The organism is Rathayibacter sp. AY1F8 (assembly GCF_002932165.1).
GTDB lineage: Bacteria > Actinomycetota > Actinomycetes > Actinomycetales > Microbacteriaceae > Rathayibacter.
Genome location: NZ_PSVB01000019.1, coordinates 18,251 through 44,488, shown reverse-complemented (window position 1 = coordinate 44,488; position 26,238 = coordinate 18,251). Strand labels below are relative to the sequence as shown.

Below are 26,238 nucleotides of genomic sequence, written 5' to 3'. Positions count from 1 at the left end.
GGCTCACGGCTCGCTGGTCGCGGGCTCGGCGGTTCAGGGCTCGCTGGTCGCGGGGTCCGCCGACCCGGACTCCACCGACCCGGACTCCACCGTTCCGGACTCCGCCGCCTCGGGCTGCGGCGACTCCGGCACCAGCTGGTAGCCGCCCTCGATCGTCCCGTCCGGGCGGAGCAGGATCTGCGTGTACACCGGGGCGCCGCTGCGGAGCGTCGTGCCGCTGACCCGGAGGGGCTCCCCGGCGAAGAACGCCTCCGAGCCGGTGCAGCCGGCGAAGAAGGACGCGTCCGGGCGCTGCACGGCGAGGCACACCGTGGTGCCGTTCGGCTCGGTGATCAGCAGGCGGTCGTTCTCGGCGGTGTCGAACCCGGAGCCGTAGACCGTGGCCTCCCCGGCGAGCAGGGCGAGGCCCGGCGGGACGTCGGTGGTCGGCTCCCAGCCCTCGACGAGCGCGGCGAAGCGGTCGGCGGGATCCGCGGAGGCGGTCGGCGGGGCGACGGGGTCCGCGGGCGGAGGGAGGAGGAGCGCGGTGGAGACGATCGCGCCGACCGCGGCTCCGCCGACGATCGCGGCGGCGAGCACGAGGCGGCGGCGGCGGGGGTGCGGCGTCCGCGGGGCCGGCCGGTCGGGGTGCTCGGCGGGCGACTCCGGAGTCCCGGAGCCGGCGGTCGCCGACAGCGGGAGCGCGGTCGCGGGCAGGGGGAGAAGCGAGTCGGTCGCCGTCCAGGGATGCGCCGCGCCCGGCTGTGCCACGGACGGCGCGGCGCCGGTCTGCGCGCCGGACCGCGTCGCTCCGGGAGGCGCGTCCTCCGCCTCCAGCTCGCCGAGCCGTCGCAGCGCCTCGCGCCGCTCGTCCCGGTCGGCGCCGTCGTCGCGGGGTCGGGCCGACAGGATCCGCTCGAGATCCCTGCGCTCGTCGTCCTCGGCCTGCACTCCGTCAGTATGGCGGCGCCGGACACGGGAACGGCCCGCGACCCCCGGGACTCCGCCTTTTCAGCGGTGTCCCGGTGGCCGCGGGCCGTTCCGGTACGGGCGTCAGCCCGACGGGTTCTCGACCGGGTCGCCCTCGGGGTCGGTGGCCGTCTCGGGGTCGACGTGCTCGGGGTCGGTGGTCTGCGGGTCCTCGGGAGTGTTCTTCTCGGTCATCGGATCCTCCTTGTCGCTGGATGCGGAACGTGCGGACAGGTTCCACGCTAAGGCGGGAGTTCCCTGGAGCGCGCCCGGTTGACTCCGCCGCCCGGTGTCCGGAACCGAGGTCAGGAGCGGCGGATCCGCCCGAGCGGCCCGTCACGCTGCTTCCGGCCTCGGCTCCGGACGCCGCTCGCCTCAGCCGGCCCCTTCACCCGTGGCAGCCGCGGGCGTCCACCGCAAGGCCTGGCAGCGCTCTGTCGCGATTCGTACGCTGAACCCATCGAGCCGAGGAGCAGCAGCGCCACATGATCCGCACCACCGTCACCATCGAGGGCAAGACCTACGGGCTGTCCCAGGGGACCGACGTCGCCGAGCTGAAGCGGTCGGCGACCGAGGCGACGCAGGCCGGAGGAGGCCTCGTCGACTTCGTGATCGTGGGCAACCGCCAGGTCAGCGTCCTGATCTCGACGGGTGTTCCGGTGATCTTCGAGGAGCTCGAGGTGCCGGACGACGACCGCGACACCGGTGACGTCCACCAGCCGTGGGACGACATCGACTACCTCGACTGACCCCGTCCTCCCGGTCGCGCCGAGTCGCGGCCGGGTCCCAGACGCCTGAGGGGCGCCGCCGGCTGGACCCGGCGTCTCTCGGGCACCTCGTGCCGCGCTACTCCGCGGACTCGCTCTCGGCCAGCTCGCCCTCGACCAGCGTGCGGGCGGCCGAGGCGAGGGCCGAGCGGATGCGCTCCGCCGGCTCGTGCAGCATCGCCGCGATCGCGTCGACGTCGTGGCCGCCGGTGTGCCGGAGCAGCCAGGCCTGGCGCTCGAGCGTCGGCAGGGCGTGCAGGCGGCGGTGGAAGCCCGAGCGCAGCAGGTCGTCCTCGCGGATCGCCGCGGGGGCCTGCTCGGCGCGCTCCATCGCGGAGCCGCCGCGCTGCACGCTCGCGCGCCCGACCTCGGAGCGCATCAGGTCGAGGGCGCCCGTGTCGTCGAGTCCCTGCGGCCGTCCGCTGCGGACGGTGACCGCCGCGTGGCGGAGGGCGGCGCTCGCCGCGGAGTCCGACAGCGTGAGGCGGTAGGCGTACGCGTAGAGGCCGAAGGCGCGGTTCTCGAGGGCGCGGCCTGCGAGCAGCTCGCCCTGCTGCTGCGACTGCGTCATGCCGACGGCGGCGACGGGTCTGTCGTAGGTGGTCACGGTGACTCCTCGGCTCCGCGCGCTCCCGGTCGGGAAACGCGTCGGAGGCGATGCTAGGGAGTCGAGAACGATCGTTCTACCCTTGACATTTCAGAATCTTTTTCGATGCGTGCGCATGGAAGCGCTTTCCCGACAACCGTCCTGGAAAGTGGAAGCGCTCTCACTCCCGCGCCGAGAGGATGCAGAACTCGTTGCCCTCCGGGTCGGCGAGCACGGCCCAGGACTGCTCGCCCTGCCCGACGTCGGACCGCGTCGCCCCCAGGCCGACCAGCCGCGCGACCTCCGCCTCCTGGTCGTCCGGCACGAAATCCAGGTGCAGGCGGTTCTTCACGGTCTTGCGCTCGGGTACGTCGAGGAAGAGCAGGCTCGGCCCGCGGCCCGACGGGGCGAGCAGCTCGATGCCGTCCTCGTCCTCGTCCACGACGTCCCAGCCGAGCGCCTCCTGCCACCAGTGCCCGAGGGTCCGGAAGTCGGTGCAGTCGACGATGATCTCTTCGAGTCGGAGGGCCATGCACCGACGCTAATCGGCGCGGGGCGTGTCGGGGAAGTGCGTCCGGCGGGTCCGCGCGGCGCCGCGGCTCCGTCCGGCCGTGTCGTTTGCGGGACGGGTGCCCGTGCCGGTTCGGCACGAGCGCTGGCGGCCGGAGCGGCGGCGCGGCATCCTCGACGCGGGTGCCCCTGCGCCCGGGGACGAGGAGCAGCATGAGCACCGCACGCGAGCAGTGGGAGGCGCGCTACGCCGACTCCGATCGGATCTGGTCGGGCCGGCCGAACGCGACGCTGGTCGGGCTGGTCGGCTCGCTGCCGCCGGGCCGCGCCCTCGACCTCGGCGCCGGTGAGGGGGCGGACGCGCTGTGGCTGGCGTCGCTCGGCTGGCGCGTGACCGGGCTCGACCTCTCCGAGACGGCGCTGGGCCGGGCGCGCGCGGCCGCGGCCGAGCGGGGCGCCGATGTGGACTTCGTGCAGGCAGACCTCGCCGAGGACTGGCCGGTCGTGGGGGAGTTCGATCTGGTGACGGCGAGCTTCCTGCACTCGATGGCCGAGTTCCCGCGGATCGACGTGCTGCGGCGGGCGGCCTCCGTCGTCGCTCCCGGCGGCCGCCTCGCCGTCGTCTCGCACGCCGCACCCCCGCCGTGGGCGAGCGGCGACGACCACCGCCACGGAGCGATGCACCTCGTCGGCCCCGAGGAGGAGCTCGCCGAGCTGGCCCTCGACCCCGCCGAGTGGACCGCGGAGCTCGTCGAGACGAGGGAGCGCGCCGTGACCGCTCCCGACGGCACGGCAGCCGTGCTCCTGGACGGCGTGATGCTCCTGCAGCGACGCGGCTGAGCAGGCGCCGCTCGAGGACCCGCGGCCGGGCTAGCGTGGTCCGCGATCCCGACCCCGAAGGAGGCGCCGATGCCGCTCGATCCGTACCTCGCCGCCCGGCTGCCCCTCCTGGCCGGCCTCGCGTATCCGCTCGACGCCGAGCAGGCCGCCCGCATGGCCGCCTTCGAGGAGGATCCGGGGCCCTGGTCGCTGCCCGAGGGGATCGACGTCGTCACGGAGACCGCGTCCGGCCCGCACGGACCGGTCCCGCTGCGCGTGTACTCGCCCGCCGCACCCGAGCGCGCTCTGCTCTGGGTGCACGGAGGAGGGTTCGCCGCCGGGAGCATCGACATGCGCGAGTCGCACGTCGTCGCGGCGGAGCTCGCCCACCGGGCGCGGGCCCGGGTCGTCTCCGTCGACTACCGGCTCGCCGGCCCCGACGTCCGCTACCCCGTCCCGCTCGACGACGTGCACGCCGCCTGGCGGCACCTCCGCAGCACGGAGTCCGGATCCACACCCGTCGCGATCGGCGGCGCGAGCGCGGGAGCGGCCCTGGCCCTCGGTGCGGTCCTCCGCGAGCGCGACGCCGGTGCGCGGCTGCCGGAGCACGTGCTCCTGGCCTACCCCTTCGCCCACTTCCCCAACCCCGCCGTCGACGACGCGATCGCGGCCGAGCTGCGCGAGCTGCCGCCCGTCCTCCGCTTTCCTCCGTCGAGCATCGAGGGCATGGTGCGCACCTACCTCGGGCGGATCTCCGACCTCCCCGTCGAGGCGCTGCCCGGCTCCGCGCCGCTGGCGGGTCTGCCTCCGGTCATGGTCCTCGTGAACGAGTACGACGAGCTGCGGGGGTCGGCCGAGCTGCTCCTGCGCCAGCTCGCGGAGGCGGGCGTCTCCGTGACCGGGCACCTGGCCGCCGGCATGCCCCACGGGCACCTCAACCGGACGCCGGCGCTGCCCGAGGTCGACCGCTCGCTGCATCTCTTCGCGGCTCAGCTGCGCGCGATGGGCTGAGGCGCTCGGCCCCGTCCCGTCCCGCTCTGCCCCGCTCAGCTCAGGCGCGGTCCGCACCGTCCCGCTCAGGCGCGGTCGTGCAGGGTGACGTGATAGCCGTCCGGGTCGGCGAAGGTGAAGGTGCGCCCGAACGGGCCGTCGATCGGAGCCGCGACGACGGGGTGCCCGTCGGCGACGAGCGCGTCGTGGATCTCCTGCACGCCGGTCGCGTGCAGCCAGATCGCGGCGCCCACACCGGGGCGGGAGGCGGATTCGAGGTCGGTGCCGGGCGCGAGGTCGCGCAGGGCGAAGGCGATCGGAGTCGTCGTGAAGACGACGGCGTGCGGCGGGCCGGCGGGCGAGCGGACCAGGCCGAGGTACTGCTCGTAGAACGCCTGGGACGCCGCGAGGTCGCGGACCTGGAGCGAGACGAAGTCGGGGCCGGTGACGGGCATGGGGTTCCTCCTCGGTTGTGTCAGCTTTCTGACACACCGGAGCGTATGTCAGAATACTGACATGAGTCAAGACGGCATCGACCTCGAGACCTCGCTCGGCTACCTCCTCAAGGAGGCGTCGAGCGCCCTGCGCGCGGCGATGGAGGCCGTGCTCCGCCCGCTCGGGATGACGGTCACCCACTACTCCTGCCTCGAGCTCCTCGCCCAGCGGCCGGGCCTCTCGAACTCGGAGCTCGCGCGGGGCGCCTTCGTCACCCGGCAGTCGATGAACGTCCTGCTGCAGACTCTGGAGCGCGACGGCGTCGTCACCCGCCCCGACGCGGCTCCCGTCGGCAAGGCGCTCCCCGCCAGGCTCACCGGGCGCGGACGCCGGAGCCTGGCCGAGGCGTCCGCCGCCGTCCGCGGGGTGGAGCTGCGGATGCTGGAGGGGCTCGCGGAGGAGGAGCGGCAGGCGGCGGCGCGCCTGCTCCGCGGGATGATCCGATCGCTGCGGGTGGACGACCGCGCCTGAGGGGCGCTGTTCCGCCGTCTGTAGGAACGGGCGCCGCGCGCTCGCCGGTACGGTCGCGCTCATGGCAGCAGGAGGAGCGGTGCGCCCGCTCGACGTCGGGATCGTCGGCGGCTCGATCGGCGGACTGTTCGCCGCGGCCCTGCTCGTCCGCGACGGGCACCGCGTGACGGTCCTCGAGCGGTCGGCGACGGGCCTGTCGCGGCGGGGCGCCGGGCTGGTGGCCCAGCAGGACCTGATCGACCTCCTGCACGCGATCGGCCGCGACGACGAGGCGCGGGTCGGCGTCGTCGCGCACGAGCGGATCACCCTCGACCGCTCCGGGCGCGTGATCGGCCGCGACCCCTCCCCGCAGACGCAGGTGTCGTGGGACCACCTCTACGACACGCTCCGCTCGCGGATCCCCGCCGACCGCTACCTCCTCGGCCATGCCGTCGCCGGGGTGCGCCCCTCGGTCGGGACGGACCCGGTCGTCGTCGAGCTGCGCGACGGGAGCGGCCTGGATTTCGACGTCGTCATCGGAGCCGACGGCCTCGGATCCGTCGTGCGCGCGGCGGTCGCGCCCGAGGCGCCGGGGAACCGCTATGTCGGCTACTCGACCTGGCGCGGGCTGATCCCGGAGTCGGCGCTCCCCGCCGGGGCCGCGGCGACTCTGCTCGGACGCTTCGCCTTCTACACCGCGCCCGGCGAGCACATGCTCGGCTACCTCGTCCCCGGACCAGCCGGCGAGGTGGAGCCCGGCCGACGGCGCTACAACTGGGTCTGGTACCGGCCCCTCTCGGAGGAGGCCCTCCGCGGAGTGATGACGGCGTCCGGCCGTGCGTCGGAGAGCGTGTCCCTCGCGCCCGGCGATCTCGCCCACGATCTCCGCCGCCGGCTCGATAAGGACGCGGTCGACCGCCTGCCGCCGCCCTTCGCGGCTGCCGTCCTCGCCGAGCCGCAGCCCTTCCTGCAGGCGATCGTCGACTACGTCCCGCCGCGGACGGTGCGCGGCCGGGTCGCCCTCCTCGGTGACGCCGCCGTGACGGTGCGGCCGCACACGGCCATGGGCGCGGCCAAGGCGGCGGGCGACGCGCTGGCCCTCGCCGCCTCCCTCGCGCGGCACCCGGTCGACGAGGCACTCGAGCGCTACGAGGCCGAGCGGCTCCCCGTCGGCCGCGCCATCGCCGAGTACGGCAGGCACCTGGGCCGCTCGATCCCGCTGCTGTCCGAGTGACCGCAGCAGCATGCGCCCGGCCGAACCCGGATCGACGGCGCGAGCCGATCCTCGGTCGGAGCGGACATGGCTCGCGCTCGCCCTTCAGCGTGCAGGGTCCGATGCGCTGCCCGGCGGCGACTCGAAGGGAAGCTGGAACGGGGGTTCGCAGCATCGCATGGTCGCCACCACGTGGCGCCGGCGCGGACGATTGCAGTCGATAGCGATGAATTAGGTTTCGGCTAGAGGTGACTATCATCGGCTAGATGTTGCCTGAGCAGAACCCCTACAGCCCTGGATCCGGTCGGCGGCCGCCCGAGCTCGTTGGTCGGACTGGCGAGCTCGAAGCGTTCGACACGATCCGCGCTCGTGTCACGCATGGAATGAGCGATCGCGGCATCGTCCTCACGGGCCTCCGCGGCGTCGGCAAGACGGTGCTGTTGAACGAGATGCACCGCATGGCGGAGTCGTTCGAGTGGCTCACGGTGCGCCTCGAGGCGCGTCGGGATGAAGGCGGCGCGCGGGCCGTACGGCGTGCCCTGGCTCGAGAGCTCGTCGTGTCCGCTCGCAAGCTCACCCGCTCGAAGCCGACGGCGCTGATGCGAGAAGCGCTCGGCACGATCTCCTCGTTCAATGCGAAGGTCGGTGCAACGGGGATCGAACTCGGAGTCGCACTCAACGACGGACGTGCCGACTCCGGCGACGCTGAAGTCGACCTCCTCGAGCTCGTCGAAGACGTTTCCACCGCTCTGGGGGAGCGTCGTCGTGCCTTCGGTGTGTTCGTCGATGAGATGCAGGACCTCGATGCGGAGACGATGGGTGCGCTCATCGCCGCTCAGCATGCGGCGAACCAGCGGGAGTGGCCGTTCTACATCATCGCCGCCGGCCTCCCGAATCTCCCCCGTGTCCTCACGGAGACGCGTTCGTACGCCGAGCGCCTCTTCAACTATCGACAGATAGGCACCTTCTCTCGCGACGATGCGGCGCACGCTCTCCGAGAGCCCGCGGAGCGGCTCGGCGCTGAGTTCGCTCCCGATGCGCTCGAGATTCTCCTCGAAGCCGCAGGCGGCTACCCGTACTTCATCCAGGAGTACGGGCAGGCCGCATGGAACCTCTCCAGTCGTCTTGTCACTCTGGCCGACGCCACGGCAGCAGTGCAGTACGGGACCGAACAGCTCGATGCCGGATTCTTCCGCTCACGATGGCAGCGAGCCACGCGCTCAGAGCGACGAATGCTCCGCGCCATGGCAGCCGACGGTGAGGGACCCTCCTCCACCGCTCTCGTCACGCAGCGAATGGGTATCCCGACAACCAGCCTCGGGCCCTACCGTGCCGCGCTCATCAGCAAAGGACTGGTCTACTCACCCGAGCACGGCCAGATCGCCTTCACGGTCCCCGGCATGGCTGGATACGTCGACCGCCACCACGAGGACCTCGACGACGGGAGCCCGAGCGTCTGAAGTCGACCAGACGTCTCCTCTCTCAAGGGCTCGGAGTCCGGTCGCGTACGGGACGTCGCAGAACAGTAGGCCTGGGGAGGCATCAAGACGGAGAACCAGGGACGGCCCTGATCTTCCGGCTGGTCTCCTCAGGTGAGCCGAGGTCCGTGCTCGTCACGAGTTCATCCGCCGCCCCCGCCTGGCCGCTCCCCGCCGTCCGCCGCGCGTCCCTTGCTCCTCGACCGCGGAGACGGCACCCTCGGGTGACGGCCCACGGCGAAGGAGACGCATGGACGACGACGGACTCCTGGCTGCGCTGCTGCGGGGACGGCCGGCGACGCTGGCCGACGCGGCGGAGCTGACCCACATCGACGAGGCCGAGGTCGCTGCGGCGATCGAGCGGCTCCGCGGCCGGGGGCTCATGGGCGGCGAGGGCGAGCAGCTCGACTTCCCGGCGCCGATGGAGTGGGCGGCCGCGGCCATCGCCCGGCACACGGAGTCGGCGCGGCGGGCGGGCAGGGAGTCCCTGGACGGGATCGAGCGCGTCGTCGCGGGCCTGCCGATGCTGCTCGGCGCCTGGCGGGTCGGCGAGGACACGTCGGATCCCGTGCCGACCCTCCTCCGCCACGGGCCGCACGCCTCCGAGGACCTCTGGTTCGACCTGGTGCGCCGCGACTCCGGCTCGCTCGTGGCGGTGCTCCCGAACGTGGAGCGTTTCCTCGACCCGCCGACGGAGCGGGCGATCCGCTTCGGGCACGCGCTCGCGGCGAAGGACCGGGTGCGCGTCATCATGCCGGCCGCCGGCGCGCGCGACCCGCGGGTGCTCGCCCGGGTGGAGGCGTACCAGGCGGCGGGCGTCGAGTACCGGCTCCTCGAGAGCCCGCCGAGCTGGTTCTGGGTCGACGGCGACCACCTCGCCGTCCCGTTCGAGTGGGGCGAGACGAAGCCGACCAGCGTGCTCGGCGTGCGCCATGCGGCGCTGGCCGGTCTGGTCGAGTCGTACTTCGAGGTGTTGTGGCGGCAGGCCGCTCCGATCGGAGCCGTCGACCAGAGCTGGCTGCCGCTGCTCCGGCTGATGCGCCAGGGCGTCACGCTCGAGACCGCGTCGCACCGGCTCGGCATGAATCCGCGGACCGGCCGCCGCCGCGTGGCCGCCGCGATGGAGCACTACGGAGTGGCGACGCTCTTCGCGCTCGGCACGGCGTGGGCGGCGGACTCGCGCACCCGCGACGGCGACGCCGGAGCCGGAGAGCCGGTGCTCGACGATCCGGAGGCGCTCGAGCCGGGAGTGCTGGACGACGGTGAGATCGACCTCGCCGAGACGGTGCCGCGCGATTGAGCTCCCGCGGGACCGAGCCGTGCGGCCGACCCCTCGACGCCTTCGGGTGGCAGTGAGGAGTCGGCCGATGCGCCCGCCCGGGCACCTCTCCAGTGTCCGGACGTGACCACGGCGGGGACAAGAGCCTGTAGCGGACACGTCCGGAAGAGGACACCGCACCCGGGAGCGGATCGCCGGCGCTCCCGCTCCGGGGTGGGCGCGTGCCAGGCTTGCCGCATGGATCTCGAGGTGCGGCCGGGGCTCGTCGTCCCCGCATCGGAGCTGCAGTGGCGGTTCTCGCGCTCCTCCGGGCCCGGCGGGCAGCACGTGAACACCTCCGACAGCCGCGTGCAGCTCACCTGGAGCGTCGAGGAGTCGGCGGCCCTCTCGGACGAGCAGCGCTCGCGCCTGCTCGAGCGCCTCGGGAGGCGGCTCGTCTCCGGAGCGGTCACCGTCACGGTGGCGCAGGAGCGCTCGCAGCTGCGCAACCGCGAGACGGCCCTCGAGATGCTCCGCGGGATCATCACCGCGGCCCTCGCGCCTCCCTCCGCCCCGCGGCGCCCGACCCGGCCCACGCGCGGCTCCACCCGCCGGCGGCTCGCCGCGAAGCAGCAGCGCTCCGAGACGAAGCGGCAGCGCCGCCGGCCGCCCGGCGACTGAGCGGAGTCGCAGGGTCCGCCCGGTGGGTGCTCCAGGCCGCGGTATCCCGGTCGCGCCGGACCCGGCTCAGGGAGTGAAGAACGCCTCGATCGCCGCGGTCAGGGCGACCAGGTCGTCCACGTGGGCGAGCTCGCGCGCCGAGTGCATCGAGAGCAGCGGCACTCCCACGTCGACCGTGGAGATGCCGAGCCGGGTCGCGGTCAGCGGGCCGATCGTGGATCCGCACGGCACCGAGTTGTTCGAGACGAACTCCTGGTACCCGACGCCGGCGCGCTCGCAGACGCCCGCCCACAGCGCCGCGCCGCGCGCATCCGTCGCGTAGCGCTGCGTCGCGTTGATCTTGAGCAGCGGCCCCTTCCCGGCGACCGGCTGGTTCGACGGGTCGTGCTTCTCGGAGTAGTTGGGGTGCACGGAGTGGCCGGCATCGGCCGAGAGGCACCAGGAGGCGGCGATCGCCCGGGCGCGCTCGTCGACACCGGCGCCGAGGGCCGTGCCGATGCGCGAGAGGACGTCCTCGAGGAACGGCCCGCTCGCTCCGGACCGGCTCGCCGAGCCGAGCTCCTCGTGGTCGAAGGCGGCGAGCACGCTGATGTGCGCGGGCGGCGCCGCGGGATCGGCGCTCGCCGCGAGGAGCGCGACGAGGCCGGCGTGCACGGAGCTGAGGTCGTCCATCCGCCCGGCGGCGAGGAACATCTCGTCGAGGCCGAAGCGGCGCGGCGCCTGCGTGTCGGCGGTGAGCAGGTCGTAGCCGGCGATGTCGGAGGCGTCGTCGAGCCCGGCGTGCGCGGCGAGCAGCTGGAGCAGGTCGACCTCGGAGGCGTCGCCGACGCCGAACACGGGGACGGTGTGCTTCTGGCGGTCGAGAGTGAGGCCCTCGTTCGCCGTGCGGTCGAGGTGGATCGCGAGCTGCGGGATGCGCAGCAGCGGACCGGTCCGGAGCAGGCGCGTCGAGCCGTCGCGGGTGACCACGCGCCCGGCCAGCTCGAGCTCGCGGTCGAGCCAGGAGTTGAGCAGCGGGCCGCCGTAGATCTCGACGCCGGCCTGCAGCCAGCCCTTCGAGCCGATCGTCGGCCGGGGCTTGAGCATGAAGCCGGGGGAGTCGGTGTGGGCGCCCAGGATGCGGAAGGGCGTGGTCGCCCCGGAGCCCTCGGGCAGGTGCCAGGCGATGATCGCGCCGTCGCGGACGACGTAGTACCGGCCGGGCTCCGCGGGCCACGCCTGCGTCTCGTCCAGCCCCGTGAATCCGGCTCCCTCGAGGCGCCGTGCCGCCTCGGCGGCCGCGTGGTACGAGGAGGGGGAGGCGGTCAGGAACTCGGCGAAGTCGGCGATGTGGTCGTCACGCGTGGTCATCCCTCCAGTGAAGCACGCGGCGCGGCCGGGACGGGGAGGGTGCCGGGGGAGCCCCTGCGGCGGCCGTCACGGCCGGGCAGGGGCACCCCGGGGCGGAGGGTCAGCGCCGGGTCAGGTCGACGTCGGCCTCGGCGGCGATCGCCTTGATCAGCGCCGAGGCGTTCTCCCCGCCGAAGCCGGCGGCCATCGCCTCGTCGATGTAGTGGCGGGCCGTCGCGACGCCGGGGACGGGCGCACCGACGCTGTCCGCGTAGGCCTGGATCAGCCCCGCGTCCTTCTGCATCAGCGCGAGAGCGAAGGACGGCGAGTAGTCGCCGGCGACAGCCTGCTCGACCCGCTGCGGGCGTCGCACTTCCCCGTTCGAGTCCGCGACGGCCGAGGACGCGGTCATCACGGACGCGGAGTTCAAGTCAGTTGCCGCGGATCTGATGAACATCCGCAGCACGATCGGGTACGTCTCGAGCAACCTCAACCAGCTCGCCCCTCGGTGGCGCCAGCGGGCGAGGGCTGATGCGCAGAAGTTGTGCGCGGGAAGAGGTGCTGAACCGCTCGTCGCCGCGTGAGGAGGGGGCGACGAGCGGTTCAGCGCTGGTCTTTCGGGTGTCGTTAGCGCACGACTCCGTCGATCTCGAAGCTGTCGAAGCTGCCGGCGAGGTACGGGTCGGGGAACTGCGACTTGCCGAGGAAGTTGCCGCTGGTGCGGCCTAGGTCCTTCGGAGCGAGCGGCATGGCGGTGTTCTGCCCGACCTGCACTCCGTTGGCGAAGATCGTTCCCGTCGTCGTGCCGTTCGTATTCGCCTTGAAGGTCACCTTGATGTCGGTCCACTGCCCAGCGGGCATCGTGAAGTTCGTCGAGATCCGTGTCTCCGCTCCATTACCGGAGGTCGTGAGGGCGAGCCCTAGCTTCCCGTCAGTCGACTTCGGCGTGAGGAACACGTACTTCTGGGTGCTGCTGCCGAAGTCGAACAGCCGGCTGAAGGTGGAGATCGAATCGACCTTCACCCTCATCGAGATGGTCAGGTCCTTCGAGCGTGACAGGATGTCCGACGGCAGCTGGGCGAAGGCCCCGTCGCTTCCGTTCAGCCGCAGCACGCTCGCCGTGCCGTCGGTGGCGGTTGCCGCCGTCCCCTTGAGCGCGAGCGCGTTGCCGTTGCCGGAGGCGTCGGGGACGGTGCCGTTCGACGATGAGTCGAAGGTGTAGGTCACCCAGTCGGCCGGGAGCGGCTGCAGGGCTTGAACGGTCACGGACACCGTGTCGGTGGTCGCAAGGACGCCGTCGCTTGCCCGGAGTGCGAACACGTAGCTGCCGGCGGTACTCACCGACGCAGACGTGCGGCGAGCAGTCGGCGACGCGAAGGTCGCGGTGGCACCGGCAGGAGCAGACTGCACGCTCCACTGCGTCGTCAGGGTTCCGTTCGGCGAGCCGAGTCCGTCGTCGGAGGCGGATCCGCTGAGCTGGATCGGATCGAGTCCGAGGGACAGCCCGGCCTGGTCGGGTCCGGCGTTGACGGTCGGCGCCGCATTCGCGCCCGGGGCGGTCGAGACCAGGTGGACGATGTACGTGCTGCCGGCGGGCGCATCGAACGGGACGCGGACCGGCGCGGGAAGCGTTCCCGCGAGAGAGGCCGGCCGGTAGACGTTGACGGTGCGCTGGCGCACGCCGTTCACGATGACCGCGTAGCTGCCCTGCGCGAGGCCGCTGACCTCCGCGATGCCGGAGTGTGCGGTGCCGGTGCGGTTGAGCATGTCCAGGCGCAGGTCGGCGCTGTTCGAGCCGACGATCGCCTGCGAGTAGGCGTCGTTCTCGAGGTCGACCGACAGCTGCTGGGTCACCAGGTTGAGGCGGCGCTGCAGGCCGTCCTTCGGGATGACGGTGATGGAGTAGGCGTCCCGCGAGACGTCCGCTCCGTATCCGACGACTCCGAAGATCGGGTCATCGGTGACGACGTCGGCGCTGAGGGTCTGCAGGGTGCCCCACAGTCCGAGATCGCTCTCGCCGGTCATGCCCCGCCAGCCGTTGTTCAGCTTGACGTTCGCGCCTCCGCCGACCCCGAGGGTGCCGAGGTTGCCGCGCTCGGCCTGGTACGACCACGATGCGGCTCCGATGTTGGCCGGCGCGTTGCTGATCTGGCCGGAGTTGATGGTCGCGAGTCCTGCCACCTTGCCGGCGTAGTTCAGGCGCTGCAGCTCGGCGCGGCGCGCGGCGGTGATGGCCGTGGTTCCGGTCTCGAGTGCTGCGGTGTGGTTGATGTAGTCGTCCATCGTGTAGCCGGCGAGGGAGGCGCTGTACTGGAACTGCCACCAGTTCTCGCCCGTGATGGTGGTGGGGTCGGAGTACCAGTACCAGACGGGCATGCGTCCGCGGGCGGCCTCCGTCTTGGCGACGATGTCGCGCATGACGCGCAGGGCGTTCGTCTTGTCGTCGTTCACATTGAGCTTGGCGAGGGTGTAGACCGCCTCCTCCCCCGTGTTGTCGTAGCTGTACTCGGAGCCGTAGGGGTAGGCGTTGGAGGAGAAGTTGGCGTACTTGATCGCCATTTTCGCTTCGATGTCGTTGGCCTGCGTGTCCAGTCCCTCGGCGCGCAATGCGGCGATGAGATCGGGTGTCGAGAGCTCACCCATGAGTCCGGTCTCCCAGTTGTAGGCGACGGGTCCCTCGTAGAGCTCCTTGAAGATCCCGTAGGCCGTCGTCAGGTACCACTGAGCGGGGTGGGCGTAGGCGATCGCGGAGGGGTTCTGCTTGGCGATGTTGTACATGCCGAAGAACGTGTTGTAGACGTGCGGGTAGGCGTAGCCGCGGTAGCCGGGCGTGGTGTTCAGGCTGCCGGGCTTCCCCTGCTCCCAGAAGTCGTAGACGGTGTACTTCGGCGCGGCGCTGGGCGACGTGTTCCCCATCAGGTTCTCCCAGACGGCCTTCTGGAGGTAGTCGTCGAGGGCCTTGATCTGGATGGCGTCGGGCAGGGCGACGAGCTTCTCCGCGAGGAACTGGCCGTGCGGGAGTCCCCAGTCGTCGCCGAGCCCGTAGTAGCCGGCGTACTCGTTGCGGCGGCCCTGAGGGGCATTCGTCGTGGTGGCGAGGCTGCCGTCGGGGGCGTTCATCATCCAGTCGTCGAAGGTGTAGTTGCGGATGTCGCTCGCGGAGAGTCCGTCGGACGGCTTCCACTGGGTCTTCTCGACCATGAACTTCGCATGCGTGTCGAGGAGTCCCGCGACACTGTCGATCACGGAGAACTGGAGGACGGACTGCCGCGCGGCGCCGGTCTGGTCCGTGTACGAGACGGTGACGTCGTTGGCGCCCAGCTGCGTGCGGTCGAAGGTCATCCCGTAGATCCGGTAGTCGCCGTTGCTCCGGGAGAACGTCACGACGGGGTTCGTGGGCGCTGACCCCTTGAGGTCGTTGCGGTTGCGCGCGGTGACTGACGTGATGGTGCCCTTGATCCGGAACGCCATCTCTGCGCGCCGGTCGATGGGCACGATGAGTCCGGGGACGACCGTGGTGTCGAGCAGCCCTCGATCGAACATCGTCTGCTTGAGTGCTGCGTCGTCATCGACCTTGCCGATGCGATAGGTGTAGCTCTTCGTCGCGCCCGGCGCGATGGCGACACTGGTGGAGCTGAGGTAGCCGCGGTTGGTCTTCTGGATCGCGGTGGAGTGCGGGTAGTAGATGTTGAGGCCCTTGATGTTCGAGCTCTCGTTCGCCGAGTTCCAGGCCCAGGAGGTGTTGCCGACTTCCTCGGTGCGCCAGCGGTCCTGGTACTCGAAGCCGGAGCCGGATGCGGTGTCGGCGGTCATGGCGATGAACGGGCCCTGGCCGCTGGGACGCTCGAGAGTGACGTAGGAGCCGTTCTTACCCACGTAGGAGTGTGTGAGGACCCGGGTCTCGTAGATCGAGTCGCCCTGCCTCCATAGCTCGTTGCCGGGAACGGGGACACCCCAGTCGCCGATGACGAGCTGCGTGGCCGCGGTGTTCTTGACGTCCTGCTTCCAGACCAGGGAGCCGTCGGAGGCGAGAGAGTACGTCTCGGTGACGGTGAAGCCCTTCACGCCTTCCGCGTTGGTGGAGTTCTGGTGGGTGACCGTCACACTGCTCGACGTCGCCGAGACGGTGCGGCCGTCGGCCGACTGGGAGGTCCACGCGGTCTTCCAGGGGTTCGCGCCGACACCGGTGGTCGACACTGCTCCCGTGCCGTTCGCGTAGGAGAACATCAGGTTCCCGAACCACTGGCGGTACTTGCTGTTCGTCTCGCGGGCCTGCTCCGGAGCGCTGTCCGGGTTCATCAGGTATTCGGTGTCGTGTAGGTCGCCGACGATCTTGAGCGACTGCATCGACCCGTCCGCGGCGAAGCTCGCGCGGATCTTGTCGGAGGCGAGCGTGTAGGGGTAGCTGGTGGCGGCGTCGGCGGTCTGGCCGACCACCACCGATCCTGCTGCGGCGATGACGCCGATCGTGAGTGCCGCGAGCAGCCGAGAGGCTCTGCGTGAGAGGAGGGACATGTCCTGCCTTCTTCGTCGAAGTGCGGATACGGTGACCGGCGGCCGCCGCAGAGGAGCGAGGATCCGCCCGGCGGTGGGAGCTCGCCCGGGAATCAGGAGTGGTTCACGGGAAGCCAGATGCGCATCGACACGGGACCTCGGGATCCCCACGACCGGTACGGGGTGAGCGCCACGGTCAACGGCCGTCGGTGCGGGGTTCGAGGGATTCTGGAGAAGGGCCATTCGTGCTCGTCGCGTTCGGCGACGCTGCCGGCGAGCGTCACACGCCCCTCTCGTGCGATCGGGACCGCTCCGGCGTCCAGGGCGATGTCGTCGACGTGGGCGCCGGCGGGGAGGTCGACGGACTCGAGGCAGAGGATGTCCGGTCCGTGCTGGACGGCGACGGTGCCGCGGGTGGCATCGATCCTCTCGTCGGGCTGCACGAGGACGGGTTCGAAGGGGAGGTCGAGTTCGATCCGGTCGCCGACGCGGAAACGCCGTTCGAGGTGGAGCGTGCCGTGGAACGGTCCGGTCGGCGTCTCGGCAGCATCCCCGTCGGCGGAGACGACGACGACGTCCGCGTTCGTCGCCCAGGTCGGGATCCGCAGCGTCAGAGTCCACGGCTCGACGGGTGTGCGCGTGATGGTCACGGCGACTCGCCCCCGCTCCGGCAGGTCGCTGGAGACCTCCATCGAGACGTCTCCCTGGAGGAGAGCGGCGGAGATCGTGGCGGACGCGTACTGGTGCAGCTGCACACCCTTCGCATCGGTGGTGGCGAGGTAGCCGGACAGCGAGGCGAAGGTGCGGGCGAGGTTGTTGGGGCAGCAGGCGACGTCGAACCACGCCGCCCGCTGACTGGAGTCCGCGCGCTTGGACTGCTCCTCCGGGGAGGACGCGACGCCGGGCTCGCGCCGGTGGAGGGTGTTCGCGTAGAAGAAGGAGCGGCCGTCCTCGGACACGGCGGTGGCGATGATGTTGTGCAGAGTGCGTTCGATCAGGTCCGCGTAGCGCGGGCGGCCGGTGGCGAGCAGCAACCTCCACGAGAGCATGATCGAGCCCACGCCGGCGCAGGTCTCGCAGTACGCGCGGTCGTTGGGTAGCTCGAAGTCGGCGCCGAACGCCTCGTCCTGGTGATGCGAGCCCATTCCACCGGTGATGTAGGTCCGGCGTGCGACTGTGGCCTCCCACTGCCGCTCGACGATCGCGAGCAGCTCGGCGTCATCAGTGTCCACGGCGACGTCGACCACCGCGGACGTGAGGTAGAGGGCGCGCACCGCGTGTCCGCGGAGGACCTTGGCCTCGCGGATCGGGACGTCGTCCTGGAAGTAGGCGCGACCGAACTCGACGTCTTCCAGGCTCTGGTGACCGCGGCGGTCCAAGAACACGCGGGCTTGCTCGAGGTAGCGCTCCTCCCCCGTGGCGCGGGCGAACTCCGTGAGCGCGACCTCGATCTCCGGATGTCCGCAGACCGTCTGGCGGCCGTCCGCCCCGAACTCCGAGCAGATGTGGTCGGCGAGACGGCGCGCGGCCTGCGTGAACCCGTCCTCACCGTGGGTGCGCAGTCGCGCGACCGCGGCCTGGAGGAGGTGTCCGGCGTTGTACAGCTCATGGCCCCACTCGAGGTCGCTGTAACGCTCAGCCTGACCGTGCCGGCCGAAGCGGGTGCCGAGATAGCCGTCGCTCTCCTGCGCACTGACGATGCGGGCGGTGAGAGCGCGGATGATCGATTCGGTCTCCGGGTCCTCACGTCCGGCGGTGTGCCAGCAGAGCCCTTCGAGGGTCTTGTAGACCTCGGAGTCGGCGAACTCGCGTCCGCGACGGCCTTCGGCGAGTCCGCCCCCGACGGCGAGCTCGAAATTGCGCAGCCATCCGGCGCGCTCCAGCCAGCCGAGGTTGTGCTCGAAGGTGGCGGTCGCGTTGACGGCGACCCGACGTCCCCAGAACCCCTCCGGGTCCAGCTGGACCCGGTCGATGGCGAGGGGTGTCAGGGTCCCGGCGGCCGGGTCAACGGGCAGGGCTGGGGAGAAGGTCATGACGGGATCTTTCAAGAGTGGCGCGGGACGAGAGGAAGGACGACTGCTACTTGACGCTGCCGACGGCGAGGCCCTCACGCAGCAGCCGGAACGACAGCACGTAGACGGCCAGCAGCGGCAGCGAGGAGATGACCGCGAGAGCCATCAGCCCGGGCCAGTCGATCCCGTACCCCGACGTCTGCTGCGCGATGAGAGCGCTGATCGGGTAGTTGACCGGAGAGAGGAAGAGGTTGATCGCGAAGAGGAACTCGCCCCAGGCGACGAGGAAGATCAGCGAGCCGACCGTCGCCATGCCGTTTCGAACGATCGGGACGACGACGGCGAAGAAGGTGCGCAGCCGACCGGCCCCGTCGATGGAGGCGGCCTCTTCGATGGCGTCGGGCACCGCGGCGAAGAACGGTCGCAGCAGCAGCACGGCCCACGGCAGCAACATCGCCGTATCGGCGAGGACGAGACCGGCGGTGGTGTCCAGAAGACCGAGCCTGCTGAAGATCGCGAACAGAGGGATGATGCTCGCCGTCTGCGGCACCATCTGCAGGAAGATCAGCAGCCCGAGGACGAGACCGGCGACGACGCCGTCGACGCGGCGCAGCGCGTAGGCGAACGGGACGCCGAGCGCGAGCACCAGTGCAGTGGTCCCGAGGGCGATCTGCGCCGACTGGGCGAGCGCCGTCGCGAGGGCGGGGTTCGCGAGCGCCTCCGCATAGGCGTCGAAGGAGGGCGCCGAGAGGATCGCTCCGCCGACCACGTCGCCCTGGCGCTTGAGGGAGGTGAGCACGATCCAGACAAGGGGCAGCCCGTACAGGACGTAGAGCACCACGCGTACGGTGAAGGCGACCGGCTCCCGGGTGCGGGACGGTCGCGCGACGCGGGTCGCAGCGCCGCCTCGCAGGCGGGTCAGGGGGGCGGTGAGGGTGCTCATCAGGACTCGCTCCTGGTCGATCGGACGTAGACGACGGCGAGGACCGCCACGATGGCGAGGGCGATGATGCCCGTCGCGGAACCCAGTCCGTAGTCGTGCTGGACGAAGGCCTGGGAGTAGCTGAGGTAGGGCAGCGTGGACGTCGCGTCTCCGGGGCCGCCGGCGGTCATCACGTAGATGAAGTCGAAGCTGCGGAAGGCGTAGACGACGGTCAGGATCGCCAGGATGACGGCGGTCGGCCGCGCCGCGGGGATGAGGATGCTCCGGATCTCCTGCCAGCGGCTCGCGCCGTCGACCGAGGCCGCCTCGAGGATCTCGGGGTCGATGCCCAGCAGAGCCGACCGGAAGACCAGCGCATTGAAGGGGATGACGGCCCAGGCGTTCACGATCGCGACCGAGAGCAGCGCGAACCTCGCGTCGTAGAGGAAGGGGACGCCCTCCGCCGAGAGGCCGGTCGCCCGCACGAGCGTGTTGACCAGACCCTGATCGGCGAGGAGGAACTTCCAGATGCTGCCGTTCACCACGGGCGGCATGGCCCAGATGAACACCATCATCCCCAGGAGGAAGGCACTGCCCAGCCGGGAGGAACGGAGGGCGATCGCCGCTCCGAGTCCTCCGACGACCCCGACGACCGTGACCAGGACCACGAAGGCCCCGGTGCGCAGCGTGGCGCCGCCGAGGTCGGAGCCCTGGAGCAGCGCGAGGAAGTTCTGCACTCCGACGAACGGCCAGTCCCCGTTGAGGGTTCCGGAGCTGACCTCGCTGACGCTCATCCTCATCAGCAGGTAGATGGGGTAGAGCGACAGCGCCGCGAGCAGCACTCCTCCCGGTGCGGCGAAGCCCAGTCGGCCGCCGCCGACGCCGGATCGTCTCCGGGTCGTGGTCGAGGTGCTGCTCACGGTCGCTCCATTCTCTCGTCGGGGTCTGCTACTGCTGGAGCAGCGGCGTCAGGGTCGTCATCAGGTCGCTCGAGAGCTGCTCGGGGGTCCCGCTGCCGGCGACCGCCGCGCTCCAGGACTCACCGACGGTCTGCAGCACCTTCGCGACGTTCTCGGACGGGATCGCCGGGTCAGGCGAGGTGTGGCCGTCGTCCTGGAGGATCGCCGCGAACTGGGAAAGGATCGGGTCGCTGCCGACCTTGTCGTCGGCAGCTGCATCGGCACGGGCGGGGATCGAGCCGAAGGCGTCGAGCAGCGTCAGCTGCCCCTGCTTCGAGAAGAACTCCTGCTCGAGGTACTCCTGCGCGAGCGCCTTGTTCTCGGAGAAGGCGCCCACGTTCTGCACCTCACCGCCGAGGTAGACCGAGCCGCCCTCACCGACGGGGATCGGCACGACCCCGTACTCGAACGCGGCGTCCTTCTCGGCCGAGGTGATCTGCCAGTTGCCGTTGACGGCGAAGGCCGTGTTCCCCGCGGCGAACTGCTGGAAAGGGACCGTCTGGTCCCACGTCGCCGCCTCCTTGGTCAGGTAGCCCTTCGCGGTCCAGTCCTGCACCATCGCGAACGCGTCCTGCAGAGGCTGCTGCTCGGGTGCGGCGTAGTCCCACCCGGCACGCGAGAGCCACGGGAACGCCTGCCACTCGCCCTCGGAGTTCGCCTTGCCGGTCAGCGTGATGCCGTCCTTGCCGGCGGCCGTGGCCGAGGCGAGATCCGCCTCGAGCTCCTCGAACGTGGTGGGAGCCTCGACACCCAGCTCGGTGAGGATGTCCTGGTTGTACCAGAGGCCGATCAGGTTCACGAAGCCCTGCACGCCCATGACGTCGTCGCCGACCTTCTGCACGACGGCGTCGGGGAACTGCCCGGCGTCGGCGTACTGGTCCCACCACTCGTTCATCGGCTCGATGGCCTTCGCCTCGGTGAGGGTGAAGGTATCGGCGGCGTTGTAGACGACCACATCGGGGCCGGTGCCCGTTCCCGCGGCCTGCACGAGCTTGTTCGTCAGCTGGTCGAACGGAACGTAGACGTTCTCGACCGCGACCCCCTCGTGCGTCGATTCGAAGTCCGACGCGAGCTCCTCGAGTCCGGCGGTCTGGCCGTCGACGGAGTAGTAGTGCCAGACGGTCAAGGTGTCGCCGCCGTTCCCGGCCGAGGCGCCTCCCGCGGACGACGGCGTGCAGCCGCTGAGAAGAAGGGCCGCAGTCGCGGCTGTGACCGCTGCGACGATGCTGATCCGGGTGCTGTGACGCCTCACGACGTGCCTCGCTTTCACTGTCTTCATTGACTCGGCCACCTGGTGCAGGCATTTCATCGATGAAATCGAGGACCGCTGTCGGCGATAGTAGAGCCGCCGGGCCGACCCCGTCAACATTCGACACCATCCCTTTCGGATCGCGGTGTGCTGGTCGAGGCGTGCATACTGTGCGCACCAGTTCATCGATGAAACGGAATGGCCATGACCTCGCACCCCGTCCACCGAGCGCACGGCATCGTGCACCCCGCCTTCACGGTCGGGACGATCGATCCGCGGCTCTTCGGATCGTTCGTGGAGCACCTGGGCCGAGGCGTGTACGGCGGCCTGCTCGATCCTTCGCACGAGAGTGCCGACGCCGACGGATTCCGCACCGACGTCCTCGCGCTCGTCGAGGAGCTCGGGGTCACGACCGTCCGCTACCCGGGCGGTAACTTCGTCTCGGCGTACGACTGGCGCGACGGCATCGGTCCGGTCGAGGACCGTCCCGTCCGGCTCGATCCTGCCTGGCACACCGTCGAGCCGAACCGCTTCGGGGTCGACGAGTTCGTCCGCTGGTGCCGGGCGGCACGCGTCGAGCCGATGATGGCGCTGAACCTCGGGACCGACGGAATCCGCTCGGCCCTGCACCTGCTGGAGTACGCGAACCACCCCGGCGGCACCACTCTCTCGGACGAGCGGCGCGCGAACGGCGCCGACGAGGCGCACGGCATCCGTCTCTGGTGCATCGGCAACGAGATGGACGGGCCGTGGCAGATCGGCCACCTGAGCGCCGACGAGTACGGGCGTCTCGCCGCCCGCACCGCCGCCGCCATGCGCGCACTCGACCCCTGCCTCGAACTGATCGTCTGCGGCAGCTCGAACGACCGGATGGCCACCTTCGGAGCCTGGGAGCAGGAGGTACTGCTGCACACGATCGAGCACGTCGACTTCGTGTCCTGCCACCAGTACTTCCGCTACGACGGCGACCTGGCCGCGTTCCTCGCCTCCGGCGTCGCGATGGACCGCTTCATCACCGCCATCGCCGACACGATCGGACAGGTGCGCGCACAGACGCGATCAGAGCGTCCGATCGCCATCTCCTTCGACGAGTGGAACGTGTGGGACTTCGTCGCCCACGACGAGCGCGTCGCCGGAGGGCTCGAATGGGAGGAGGCGCCCCGACTCCTCGAGGACCGCTACACGGCAGCGGACGCCGTCGTCGTGGGCGACATGCTCATCAGCATGATCAACAGAGCCGACATCGTCCGTGCAGCGAGCATGGCTCAGCTGGTGAACGTCATCGGTCCGATCATGACCGAACCGGACGGCCCCGCCTGGCGGCAGAGCACCTTCTGGCCGTTCGCCCAGGCACGGCGTTCCGCCGGCGCGACCGCGCTCCGGACCGTCGTCGAGGCGGACAGCACGGGAGGGGGCGAGGACTCCGCTCCCGTCCTCGCCTTCGCCGCAGCGGCACACGCCGACGGCTCCCTCGACCTGATGATCGTCAACCGCGCGACCGACGGCGTCACGGAGACCACGGTCGACCTCACCGCGTTCCCCGCCCTCACCGTGACGGAGGCGCTGATCCTCCGACACGAGGACCCGTTCGCGACGAACTCGGCGGAGCTCCCCGACACCGTCACTCCGCGACTCCTCGCCGTTGCGCTGTCCGACGGCGTCCTCTCGTTCCGGATCCCCGCCATCGCCTGGGTGACCGTGCGCCTCTCGCCGACCGTCGACCTGGGATGATCGGGGAACGCTCATGGGAGGAATAATGCCGATGCCGCGATCGCGAACCCGCCCGGTGACCATGGCCGATGTCGGCGCTGCTGCAGGCGTCACCGCTCGCACGGTCTCCAACGTGCTCAGCGGCAACGCCAACGTCAGACCCGAGACCCGCGATCTCGTCCTCAAGGCAGTCCGCGATCTCGGATACCAACTCAACGTCTCCGCGCGCGGACTGCGCACCGGCCAGACCGGGCTCATCACCCTCGCGATCCCGGATCTCGCGATCGAGTACTTCGGCCAGCTCGCGACGGTCATCATGTCGGAGGCCGAGCGGCACGGCTGGACCGTGATCATCCAGCAGACCGGAGCGCGCCGAGACGCCGAGATCGCCGTCCTCTCCGGCTCCAGCCGCCAGCTGTCGGACGGACTGATCTTCCAGCCTCACGCACTCGGCCCCGGAGACGAGAAAGTACTCGTCGGGGACCGCCCACTCGTTCTCCTGGGCGACAGGATCTTCGACGGCCCGGTCGATCACGTGACCATGGCGAACACAGCCGCCGCGGCCACCGCCACGCAGTACCTGATCGACCGCCAACACCGGCGCATTGCCGCGATCGGCAGCAACCCCGCCGGCGGATCCGTCAGCGCCGCAGCACTCCGCTTGGACGGATACCGCGGTGCCCTCGAGGCGAACGCGATCCCGTTCGACCCCGCCCTCGTCGCGGTCGCCACCGAGTGGCACCACGCCGACGGCGCCGTCGCGATGACGCAGCTGCTCGACTCCCGCGTCCCTCTGGACGCCGTCTTCTGCTTCAACGACACCCTGGCCTTCGGGGCACTGCACGCGCTGCACGTTCGCGGCATCCGCGTACCGGAGGACATCGCGGTCGTCGGCTTCGACAACGTCACCGCCGCCGCCTACGCGATACCCGCCCTCACCACGATCGATCCCGGCAGCCGCCAGATCGCCAAGACGGCCGTCGACCTCCTCGCTCAGCGCATCCGGAACGGCCCTCCGGCGCACCCGAGCGAGGTCGTCGTCGAGCACTCGCTCATCTCCCGCCGCAGCGCGTAGCACAAGCACATTCGTCAGCGACGAGCCGGTCCGCGCCCGAGAACACGTCTGGCTTTGATCGCTGCGACTTTCTCCTTCGTGCCCTCGTACCAGGGCACGGTGCGCAGCAGCGCGGCCCTCGATCCGGTGGAGAGCATCACGGCGCGGCCGCGGGGCATCGCTCCGAGCTCGTCCACGGTCAGGATCCGTTCGCGCTTCAAGGCGGTCGAGGTCGAGCGGACGCCCTTGTTGTAGCTGGCGGAGGTCGTTTCGCGGTCGTAGTCACTGACGAGCTCGGAGACGTTCTGCAGGAAGTCGTTCTCCTTGACGCTGCCGAGGTAGAGGAACGCGTTCGACGCGCTCCACAGCTTCAACATGCCCTCCTTTCCCCGTGCCGCTCATCCAGGCGTCGATCCTCCCGCCCGACGGCAAGCGCGCCTAGCCGCGAAGCCCGCGTCTCTGCGGGACGGAGGCGCCTTCGTTTCCACGGCGGGACGGCGCTCGTCGCTCCTGTGGTGGAAGCGCGCCCGTCACTCCTGCGTGCCCGTCACTCCTGCGTGCCCGTCACTCCTGCGCGGCCGCCGCGAGGGCACGGTCGAGCCAGTCCGCGAGCAGCAGGCGCTCCGCGGGCGTGAGGCCGGCGAGCTCCGGCGCGAGGGCCCGGACGCCGACGAGGGCGGTGAGCCGCCCGCCGTCGCCGGGGGAGGGCGGGTCGGTGAGGATCCCCGCGAGCACGCTGTCGAGCGCGGCGTCGGCGAGACCGGGGTCGCGGTCGGCGGCGGGGGTGGAGAGCAGGGTGGTGACCACGCCGGTGCCCGCCGCCTGGATGAGGCCGACGGCGCGCTCCTCCGGCACGCGGAGGCGGCCCTCGGCGGCCACTCGCTGCACGCGCGCGGCGAGGACCCGCCGCCCGGAGAGGGCGGCCGGCGATCCGGAGGCGCGGCCCGGATCGCTGAGGAGGCGGAAGAGCGCGGGGTTGGCCAGGCCGAACTCCACCTGCGCGGCCCAGCCTGCGCGCAGGTCCTCGACCGGGTCGACGCCCCCGGCGACGGCCGCCTCGACCGTCCGCGCCTTGGAGTCGACCCAGGTGGCCAGCACGTGCTCCGCGACCGCCTCGAGCAGGCCGTCCTTGTCGCCGAAGAGGCGGTAGATCGCCGGGGCCTGCAGCCCGGCCGCCTGGGCGACCGCTCGCGTGGTGACGGCGGCGGGGCCCTCATCGCGGAGGAGGCCGGCGGCCGCCTCGACGATGCGCAGGCGCGTGTCGGTCGGGGGAGTGGGGCTGATCACGTATCGACGGTAGCGCACGGTTGCTATCAGTGGAATTCCGTGGTTATCTTCGTCGTGGTATCGCTGATACCCCTCATCGGAAGGCTCTCCCCATGATCATCGTGACCGGTGCCACCGGCGCTCTGAACGGCGCCACCGTCGACCACCTTCTCAACTCCGTCCCCGCCTCCGGAATCGCCGTCGTCGCCCGCGACGCCTCGAAGGCCGCCCGCTTCGCGGAGCGCGGAGTGGAGGTGCGCGTCGGCGACTACGCCGACCCCGCCTCCCTCCCGGGCGCCTTCGACGGAGCGGATCAGCTGCTCCTCGTCTCCTCGAGCGATCCGCGGGCCGACGCCGTCGCCCTGCACCGCACCGCCGTCGAGGCGGCCGTCGCGGCCGGAGTCGGACGGGTCCTCTACACGAGCCACCAGGGCGCCGCCGCCGACACCCCCTTCGGCCCGGGCCGGGACCACGCGGCGACCGAGCGCCTGCTCGCCGAGTCCGGACTCGCCTGGACGTCGCTCCGCAACGGCTTCTACGCGCACAGCCTGGGTCTGTTCCTCGGACCGTGGCGGGAGACCGGCGTGATCGAGGTCCCCTCGGACGGTCGCGTCTCGTGGACGGCCCGCGAGGACGAGTCGGAGGCGGCCGCCCGGCTCCTCCTCTCGGGGAGCCCGCAGGACGGGCCGATCATGCTGACCGCGACGGAGGCTCCGACGTTCGAGGAGATCGCCGGGATCGCGGCCGAGGTCGGCGGGCGACCCGTCGAGCTGCGTGTCCTCGGCGACGACGAGTGGGTCGCCGCGCGCGTCGCGGCGGGTCAGCCCGAGTTCCTCGTGCGCTTCACCCTCGGGATGCACCAGGCGGCCGAGCGCGGCTTCTTCGCGGGCACTGGCCCCGAGCTCGGGCGCCTCCTCGGACGCGAGCCGCGCAGCGTCCGCGACCTGCTCGAAGCCGGACCGGCAGCCGTCGCCGGATGACGCCGGGCGGGCCGCCCCGGGCCCGCCCGCGTGACGAGGCGCCGCGCCGTCCGTCGAAGCGCGGCCGA

At 71.2% G+C, this 26,238-nt stretch carries 25 protein-coding genes; 12 read left to right on the top strand and 13 right to left on the bottom strand.

Translation table 11 applies throughout. From position 1 onward, the window contains the following. Positions 1 to 33: 33 nt before the first annotated feature. Complete coding sequence (locus C5C35_RS13155) at positions 34 to 930, bottom strand: hypothetical protein (protein WP_104263263.1); 897 nt, start codon at positions 928 to 930, stop codon at positions 34 to 36. A gap of 503 nt (positions 931 to 1,433) precedes the next feature. Between C5C35_RS13155 and C5C35_RS13150 the strand changes: the two genes are divergently transcribed. Next, positions 1,434 to 1,697: a hypothetical protein gene (locus tag C5C35_RS13150; RefSeq protein WP_104224053.1), complete on the top strand. Its 264-nt coding sequence runs from the start codon at positions 1,434 to 1,436 to the stop codon at positions 1,695 to 1,697. A gap of 97 nt (positions 1,698 to 1,794) precedes the next feature. Here C5C35_RS13150 and C5C35_RS13145 read toward each other — a convergent pair whose 3' ends face one another. Together C5C35_RS13145 and C5C35_RS13140 are read right to left on the bottom strand one after the other, a co-directional pair. Beyond that, positions 1,795 to 2,322 carry a hypothetical protein gene (locus tag C5C35_RS13145; RefSeq protein WP_104263262.1) on the bottom strand — a complete coding sequence of 176 codons (528 nt, stop codon included), beginning with the start codon at positions 2,320 to 2,322 and terminating at the stop codon, positions 1,795 to 1,797. 160 nt (positions 2,323 to 2,482) lie between these two features. Beyond that, positions 2,483 to 2,833 (bottom strand): VOC family protein, encoded by a 351-nt coding sequence (locus tag C5C35_RS13140; protein ID WP_104263261.1) that lies wholly within the window; start codon positions 2,831 to 2,833, stop codon positions 2,483 to 2,485. Between the two features lie 191 nt (positions 2,834 to 3,024). Between C5C35_RS13140 and C5C35_RS13135 the strand changes: the two genes are divergently transcribed. Together C5C35_RS13135 and C5C35_RS13130 are read left to right on the top strand one after the other, a co-directional pair. Then, on the top strand, positions 3,025 to 3,651 hold the full coding sequence (locus C5C35_RS13135; RefSeq protein WP_104263260.1) for a class I SAM-dependent methyltransferase: 627 nt from the start codon (positions 3,025 to 3,027) through the stop codon (positions 3,649 to 3,651). Between the two features lie 69 nt (positions 3,652 to 3,720). Beyond that, complete coding sequence (locus tag C5C35_RS13130; RefSeq protein WP_104263259.1) at positions 3,721 to 4,641, top strand: alpha/beta hydrolase fold domain-containing protein; 921 nt, start codon at positions 3,721 to 3,723, stop codon at positions 4,639 to 4,641. A gap of 65 nt (positions 4,642 to 4,706) precedes the next feature. Here C5C35_RS13130 and C5C35_RS13125 read toward each other — a convergent pair whose 3' ends face one another. Next, entirely contained in the window at positions 4,707 to 5,075 is a 369-nt protein-coding gene (locus C5C35_RS13125) for a VOC family protein (protein WP_104263258.1), read from the bottom strand. A gap of 61 nt (positions 5,076 to 5,136) precedes the next feature. Between C5C35_RS13125 and C5C35_RS13120 the strand changes: the two genes are divergently transcribed. From C5C35_RS13120 to arfB, 5 genes are all read left to right on the top strand, one after another. After that, positions 5,137 to 5,586, top strand: a complete 450-nt coding sequence (locus C5C35_RS13120; protein WP_104263257.1) for a MarR family winged helix-turn-helix transcriptional regulator — start codon at positions 5,137 to 5,139, stop codon at positions 5,584 to 5,586. Positions 5,587 to 5,647: 61 nt separating this feature from the next. After that, on the top strand, positions 5,648 to 6,799 hold the full coding sequence (locus C5C35_RS13115) for an FAD-dependent monooxygenase (protein ID WP_219814176.1): 1,152 nt from the start codon (positions 5,648 to 5,650) through the stop codon (positions 6,797 to 6,799). Between the two features lie 245 nt (positions 6,800 to 7,044). Continuing rightward, positions 7,045 to 8,238, top strand: a complete 1,194-nt coding sequence (locus C5C35_RS13110) for an ATP-binding protein (RefSeq protein ID WP_104225860.1) — start codon at positions 7,045 to 7,047, stop codon at positions 8,236 to 8,238. A 268-nt stretch (positions 8,239 to 8,506) separates the two neighbouring features. Beyond that, a complete protein-coding gene (locus C5C35_RS13105) occupies positions 8,507 to 9,556 on the top strand; it encodes a hypothetical protein (protein ID WP_104263255.1) in 1,050 nt (349 codons plus the stop codon). 216 nt (positions 9,557 to 9,772) lie between these two features. Beyond that, positions 9,773 to 10,195, top strand: coding sequence for an alternative ribosome rescue aminoacyl-tRNA hydrolase ArfB (gene arfB / locus C5C35_RS13100; RefSeq protein ID WP_104263254.1), 423 nt, complete (start codon positions 9,773 to 9,775; stop codon positions 10,193 to 10,195). A 66-nt stretch (positions 10,196 to 10,261) separates the two neighbouring features. Here the strand turns inward: arfB and C5C35_RS13095 are convergent, their stop codons facing one another. Both C5C35_RS13095 and C5C35_RS13090 read right to left on the bottom strand, forming a co-directional pair. Beyond that, positions 10,262 to 11,545, bottom strand: a complete 1,284-nt coding sequence (locus C5C35_RS13095) for a M18 family aminopeptidase (protein ID WP_104263253.1) — start codon at positions 11,543 to 11,545, stop codon at positions 10,262 to 10,264. Between the two features lie 100 nt (positions 11,546 to 11,645). Then, positions 11,646 to 11,897 (bottom strand): NAD-binding protein, encoded by a 252-nt coding sequence (locus tag C5C35_RS13090; RefSeq protein WP_181027148.1) that lies wholly within the window; start codon positions 11,895 to 11,897, stop codon positions 11,646 to 11,648. A gap of 76 nt (positions 11,898 to 11,973) precedes the next feature. Here C5C35_RS13090 and C5C35_RS17315 point away from each other — a divergent pair, with 76 nt between their 5' ends. Then, entirely contained in the window at positions 11,974 to 12,108 is a 135-nt protein-coding gene (locus tag C5C35_RS17315; RefSeq protein WP_258067579.1) for a hypothetical protein, read from the top strand. A 43-nt stretch (positions 12,109 to 12,151) separates the two neighbouring features. Here the strand turns inward: C5C35_RS17315 and C5C35_RS13085 are convergent, their stop codons facing one another. The 5 genes from C5C35_RS13085 to C5C35_RS13065 all read right to left on the bottom strand — a co-directional run bounded on the left by C5C35_RS13085 (position 12,152) and on the right by C5C35_RS13065 (position 21,163). Continuing rightward, the gene (locus C5C35_RS13085) at positions 12,152 to 16,039 is read right to left on the bottom strand and encodes a DUF5695 domain-containing protein (protein WP_104263252.1); all 3,888 of its coding nucleotides are present in this window, start codon (positions 16,037 to 16,039) and stop codon (positions 12,152 to 12,154) included. Between the two features lie 92 nt (positions 16,040 to 16,131). After that, positions 16,132 to 18,051 (bottom strand): glycoside hydrolase family 127 protein, encoded by a 1,920-nt coding sequence (locus tag C5C35_RS13080; RefSeq protein ID WP_104225865.1) that lies wholly within the window; start codon positions 18,049 to 18,051, stop codon positions 16,132 to 16,134. Between the two features lie 46 nt (positions 18,052 to 18,097). Further along, a complete protein-coding gene (locus C5C35_RS13075) occupies positions 18,098 to 18,973 on the bottom strand; it encodes a carbohydrate ABC transporter permease (protein WP_104224039.1) in 876 nt (291 codons plus the stop codon). Next, positions 18,973 to 19,872, bottom strand: coding sequence for a carbohydrate ABC transporter permease (locus tag C5C35_RS13070; RefSeq protein WP_104247247.1), 900 nt, complete (start codon positions 19,870 to 19,872; stop codon positions 18,973 to 18,975). The genes C5C35_RS13075 and C5C35_RS13070 overlap by 1 nt, the downstream gene beginning before the upstream one ends. A gap of 28 nt (positions 19,873 to 19,900) precedes the next feature. Continuing rightward, on the bottom strand, positions 19,901 to 21,163 hold the full coding sequence (locus tag C5C35_RS13065) for an extracellular solute-binding protein (RefSeq protein WP_181027149.1): 1,263 nt from the start codon (positions 21,161 to 21,163) through the stop codon (positions 19,901 to 19,903). A gap of 201 nt (positions 21,164 to 21,364) precedes the next feature. Here C5C35_RS13065 and C5C35_RS13060 point away from each other — a divergent pair, with 201 nt between their 5' ends. Continuing rightward, the gene (locus C5C35_RS13060; RefSeq protein ID WP_104247258.1) at positions 21,365 to 22,891 is read left to right on the top strand and encodes an alpha-N-arabinofuranosidase; all 1,527 of its coding nucleotides are present in this window, start codon (positions 21,365 to 21,367) and stop codon (positions 22,889 to 22,891) included. A 31-nt stretch (positions 22,892 to 22,922) separates the two neighbouring features. Then, on the top strand, positions 22,923 to 23,945 hold the full coding sequence (locus tag C5C35_RS13055; protein ID WP_104263276.1) for a LacI family DNA-binding transcriptional regulator: 1,023 nt from the start codon (positions 22,923 to 22,925) through the stop codon (positions 23,943 to 23,945). Positions 23,946 to 23,959: 14 nt separating this feature from the next. On the opposite strand, the gene C5C35_RS13050 is transcribed toward C5C35_RS13055, so the two are convergent. Together C5C35_RS13050 and C5C35_RS13045 are read right to left on the bottom strand one after the other, a co-directional pair. Next, entirely contained in the window at positions 23,960 to 24,301 is a 342-nt protein-coding gene (locus C5C35_RS13050; RefSeq protein WP_104247249.1) for a TraM recognition domain-containing protein, read from the bottom strand. A gap of 187 nt (positions 24,302 to 24,488) precedes the next feature. Then, a complete protein-coding gene (locus C5C35_RS13045; RefSeq protein WP_104263251.1) occupies positions 24,489 to 25,211 on the bottom strand; it encodes a TetR/AcrR family transcriptional regulator in 723 nt (240 codons plus the stop codon). 92 nt (positions 25,212 to 25,303) lie between these two features. Here C5C35_RS13045 and C5C35_RS13040 point away from each other — a divergent pair, with 92 nt between their 5' ends. Continuing rightward, positions 25,304 to 26,170, top strand: coding sequence for an NAD(P)H-binding protein (locus C5C35_RS13040; protein ID WP_104263250.1), 867 nt, complete (start codon positions 25,304 to 25,306; stop codon positions 26,168 to 26,170). Positions 26,171 to 26,238 lie beyond the last annotated feature (68 nt).